The following is a 4,651-nucleotide window of genomic DNA, read 5'->3' on the forward strand; positions in this document are numbered from 1 at the left end:
GCTGGAGCTGGTTCCGGTTCTACTGGCTTCTCCTTCTTGGTAGCACTCTTGCCCAGGTTGATGCGAAGACCAGCCAAAGCATTGAAATACCAGTCAGGGTTACCTGCCTTCTTTGAGTTGTACTTGTCAGAAGTGATATTGGCATTACCCTCCAACATCAGGCTGACAGACTTGCTTACCTTGAAAGCCAACTCAAGACCGGCACGACCATAAGGGCGAACCTTGGTACCATCCCAGAGATACTCCAGGTTGTAGGCATTCATATTCTTCATGGTTGCAGCCAACTCATTCACCTCGTCGTTACCCCAGGCGATGTTGGCACCTGCACCAGCGAAGGCAGTAACGTTCAACACACGGTTAGGGTTCCAACCGCAGAAGAGGTTGCTGAGGTTGAACATGAAGTCCAGACCAGGAGCTACATACTTATATTTATACTGAGCGTTGTAAGGAGTCTCGCCCTTCTGAGCGCGGAAACCAGCCCAGCCGCCCTTGCTCTGCCAACCGTTAGCCTGCAAGCGCATGCCAAAGACAGGAGAAAACTGGTAGCCCAAGCCCAACTGTACGTTAGGAGAGAGCAAATCACCAAACTTAGCTTCACCAAGTGTGTACTGAGCACCACCCTGGAGGTCCAGGAAGAAATGCTTGTTGAATGTATACTCATCACCGTTCTGGTCGGTGTAAGTAGCCTGTGCCATAGCAGATGTTGTGCCGAGGGCAAGCAGGGAAGCAGCGAATAAAGATTTCATTGTATTCATAATCATTTCCTTTATTAATTAATAAAAAGTGATAACTACCTTATTTATTTTTCTTAGGCTGGTGCTTTTTTGCAAACTCAACACCTTCCTCCAATTCCTTCACCTCTTCCTTGGTCATTGGAGCAGTCTCCAACTTCTTGTTAGGATCGTAGACAGCATCAACAACATGTCCTTTCTTTGGAATCAGCTTGATGAGTACTGCTTTTACCGGATCGTCAGAAAGAGAACCGATGTAGTGAACCACTGCAGAGTCGCCAGCCATTACAAAGCCATTATCATAAGTGGCTTGCTTGATATCGAAAGTAACCCTATGGTCATCGATAACACTTACAAAGGTCGTATCAGTCATACTCTGTATGCTAACCTTTGTAGATTTAATCTCATCACTGCAAGCATTAAATGCAAGCAAGGCGACAAAACATACAATAATTACTGATAATATTTTCTTCATATTCTGAAAATAAAGGGGGCGTCCATTTTATGAACGCCCCCAATGAATAGTATCTTATTTACATTGTGGAGCTTCTTTCAACTCCTTTCTTGTAAATCTTGTCTTTAATTAGTGCTTTCTTGCAGTAACTTCTGGCATCTTGATTACGAATGGCAACTGGATAGCCTTGAGGTTACCGAAGCAGTCACGAACAGTGAAGTGAATCAAACCACCCTTAACATTAGAAGGAATTGTGGTCTGGTTACTCTGAGTCAATACAATATTGCCATTAGTAAATTCTGCAGTGAAGTAAGGGTTAATCTGCTTACCGTCTGTACTTGTTGTCCAAACTGTACCGTATTTACCCTTAACAAGAGCAATTACACCATTGGTGAAGAATGTCTTCAAGTCAGTGCCCTTAACTGTACCAGCTACTGAAGAAGGAATTACCTTGAGATCAGCAACCTTAGCATCAACCTTAGACAAATTCAATGTAGTAGCTGTTGCTGTCTGACTCCATGTTACAACGTTTGCAGGAGCAATGTAACTAACTTTTACATTGCCTTTATTATCCTTAACCTCAGCTCTACCAGTCCAATTATCACCACCATTAGCAGCAACGTCGAATGTCTTCATCCAAGAGCAGTAAACAATCTTCTCAGAAGATGGAGATGGCTGAGTGTAATCAACATTCTGATACTCCTTCTCGCCATTAGCATTCTCAACTAACTGCTTAGAGATATTCTTGTAAACGAAATCAGCTGTGATTGTACGCTCAGTCTTGTTATCAACCAAGTTAGCACCACCATTATTAACGTTCAAGATGTACTGCTCTGCACCAGAAATAGTAGCCTTAGCATCTGTCAAGACAAACTTGTTATTATTATTATCCCAATTGTAAGTACCGTTAGCAACCTTGAAGTTGAATACGCCCTCACCAAAGAGGTCAAAACCATTCCAAGCAGTAGCATTATTGTTGATAATCAGAATGTTTCTAAAGTCAAACTTACCACTCTTGTTAATATAATTACCCTCAGCGTCAGCTGCAACAGTATAATCATTGGTTGGAATGATGTACTCGAACTTGTCGAAACCATCACGATAACCGAATGTAGGAGCCTCAGTTGGCATTACCTTCTTAAATGAAGCTGTAACTGTACCTACTTCTGCTGTAGCACCAGAAATATTCTTCTTCAAAGTTGTAGAAACGGTATATGTTTCATCATCGATGAACTTGTTAGGCTGAGTCAATACGAACTGAACGAACTTAACATCCTTGTTCAACTCAGAAACTTCTGTACCATCTGCCTTAAAGTACTTAACTGTGAACTCTGTTGGCTTCTTGTGATCCTTATCCTCAGCTGTAACAACCCAAGCGTCATTTGCATCGAAATCGTACTTGCTGAAATCAACAGCTACCTTAGGTGAAACGAACTTTGGCTGAGCTGTACTTGCTGTAGCCTTGTCGAGTGAAACGGTAGTTGCAGGGATAGTCATATCAACCTTAGCATCACCTACTGCTACATAGAATGCACGTCCATCAGGGTCGGTCAATGTACCATCGTAGTTAACAGCGTAAACACGGAAACCGATTACATCGCCCTTAACATTACCCAAATCCTGGATCTTAATAGTACCCTTGTTACCAGTGAACAACTTAGCTGGCTGGTATGTTGTACCGTTCTTCTTGTAACCAACGTTCTCATAAGAGTATGAGTTCCAAGCATTAAGCTCAGAAGGAGCAGACTCAAGAGCGAACTTCTCATCGAGAGTTACATAGAAGCCCTTAACACCGAAGTCCTTTGGTGAAGGATTTGCCTTTGTGAAGTCAATAACGATGTCGCCACCCTTCTCTACAGCCAGGATATTCTCCCAATGACGATTATCCTGTCCATGATAACGGCTTGCAGCATTTGCCTTATCGCCCTCAGTGATTACAGTAGTAGAAGGCTTATCATTATTCGTCCAAACCAATTCCTGAACACCTCTTGTTGAAGTGCCATCTTCACACATGTAATAACGGTTGTGGATATCATTAATTGAAGTACCGTTTACTGTGAAGTCGTAAGCGTGAATAGCCTTCTCTGTAGCCAATGTTACGCCATACTCTGAAGTAACGCGACGATCCTTAGTCTCATCAGTTGTGTAGGTATTCTTAACAGCAACAGAGTAGAGGATATTCTTATCGGCATTATTTTTCTTAACCGCAGCAGCAGCCTTGAATGCATCGCCAAGATCCTTAGCCTTGAACTTAACTACCCAAAGACCAGTGTTTACATCACCAGTAGCACGAGAAGTAAGCAATCCATCATATCTGTGAGCGCCAGTAACCTCGATAAGGTCATTAAGCTCCTTGCCCTGAGAGTTCAGAAGTGAAACATTGCTTGTTGTCAACTCTGCATCAACAGGAGAAACACGAACCAACAAGCTATCCTCACCTACGAAGTACTTACCCTTCTCGAATTTGAACTGAGCATCAGCAACACCTTCACCAGGGAATACATTATCCAGCTCTTCAGCCTGAACGAAGTTCAACTTCTGATCGAAACCAGCATAAATTGGATCATATATGTTGTTTTTAGCGAAATCGTAGAGCTGAACGTCAGTTACCATTGTAGAGTACTGACCGATGATGTCCTTCAACTTGTTCTCGATGTTGTCAATCTTAAGCTTGAGATTAGTGAGCTTATCGCCACTCTCATCACTCTTCAATGCAGCTTCAATAACAGACAGACGTCCGTCGAGACCAGCAAGACCTGTATTCTTTGCTGTCAACTGACCATTGATAGCCTCGATAGCTGCTGCTACTGTATTCTTCTCATCGAAACCTGTACCGAGAGTCTTGAGTGCGTTCTCGATAGCAGTCTTGTTAGCAATAGCCTTAGCCAAAGCATCGTCAGCAGTACCCTGAGCAGTTTCAACATCTGACTTCAATGCATAGTCTTCCAAAGTCTTAAGAATATCAGCCTTTGCATCTGCTGCATCCTTTACTGCCTGGTCAGCTTTACCCTGAGCAGTTTCAATCAAAGCCTTCAAGTCTTTGATATCCTTTTCCTGGAGAGCCTTGATTGCAGCATTTACAATCTCATTAGCCTCCTTGGTAACGCTCTCGTTGGTTGCATAACCTGCCAAGATGTCCTTAACCTGATCAAGAGTAGCCTTGCTGTCAGCTGTTTTCTTAACATCATTCAACTTTGTTTCAAGTGAGCTGATGCCATTCTGGTTAGAATTAATCAAAGCCTGGAGCTCAGATACCTTCTGTGAAAGCTGATCGGCAGTAGCAAGCTTGTCGATCTGACCTTGCAAGTTGCTGATGTCGTCATCATAATCCTTACAAGAAGTAAATGTACTCATGGATGCCACTGTAAGTGTTCCCATAAGCAGCGCGCTTAAATACTTTCTTTTCATACGATAAAATTTAATTAAAAATATTAATTGTTAACTTTAAGTTCTATGCTTGTTCTTA

General features: G+C 42.5%; 3 protein-coding genes. All 3 read right to left on the bottom strand.

Going from position 1 to position 4,651, the window contains the following annotated elements:
• The coding region (locus F7D73_RS00895) for an OmpA family protein (protein ID WP_153121865.1) at positions 1-755 on the bottom strand (755 nt) is incomplete at its 3' end.
• A gap of 40 nt (positions 756-795) precedes the next feature.
• Positions 796-1,104, bottom strand: a complete 309-nt coding sequence (locus F7D73_RS00900) for a hypothetical protein (RefSeq protein WP_153121866.1) — start codon at positions 1,102-1,104, stop codon at positions 796-798.
• A 210-nt stretch (positions 1,105-1,314) separates the two neighbouring features.
• The gene (locus F7D73_RS00905; protein ID WP_153121867.1) at positions 1,315-4,563 is read right to left on the bottom strand and encodes a hypothetical protein; all 3,249 of its coding nucleotides are present in this window, start codon (positions 4,561-4,563) and stop codon (positions 1,315-1,317) included.
• Positions 4,564-4,651 lie beyond the last annotated feature (88 nt).

It is taken from the genome of Segatella copri (genome assembly GCF_009494395.1).
Taxonomy (GTDB): domain Bacteria; phylum Bacteroidota; class Bacteroidia; order Bacteroidales; family Bacteroidaceae; genus Prevotella.

Bases quoted from the DNA above. Each gene is read 5' to 3' on its own strand.
- F7D73_RS00900 (WP_153121866.1), bottom strand. From the start codon at position 1,104: ATGACTGATACGACCTTTGTAAGTGTTATCGATGACCATAGGGTTACT.
- F7D73_RS00905 (WP_153121867.1), bottom strand. From the start codon at position 4,563: ATGGGAACACTTACAGTGGCATCCATGAGTACATTTACTTCTTGTAAG.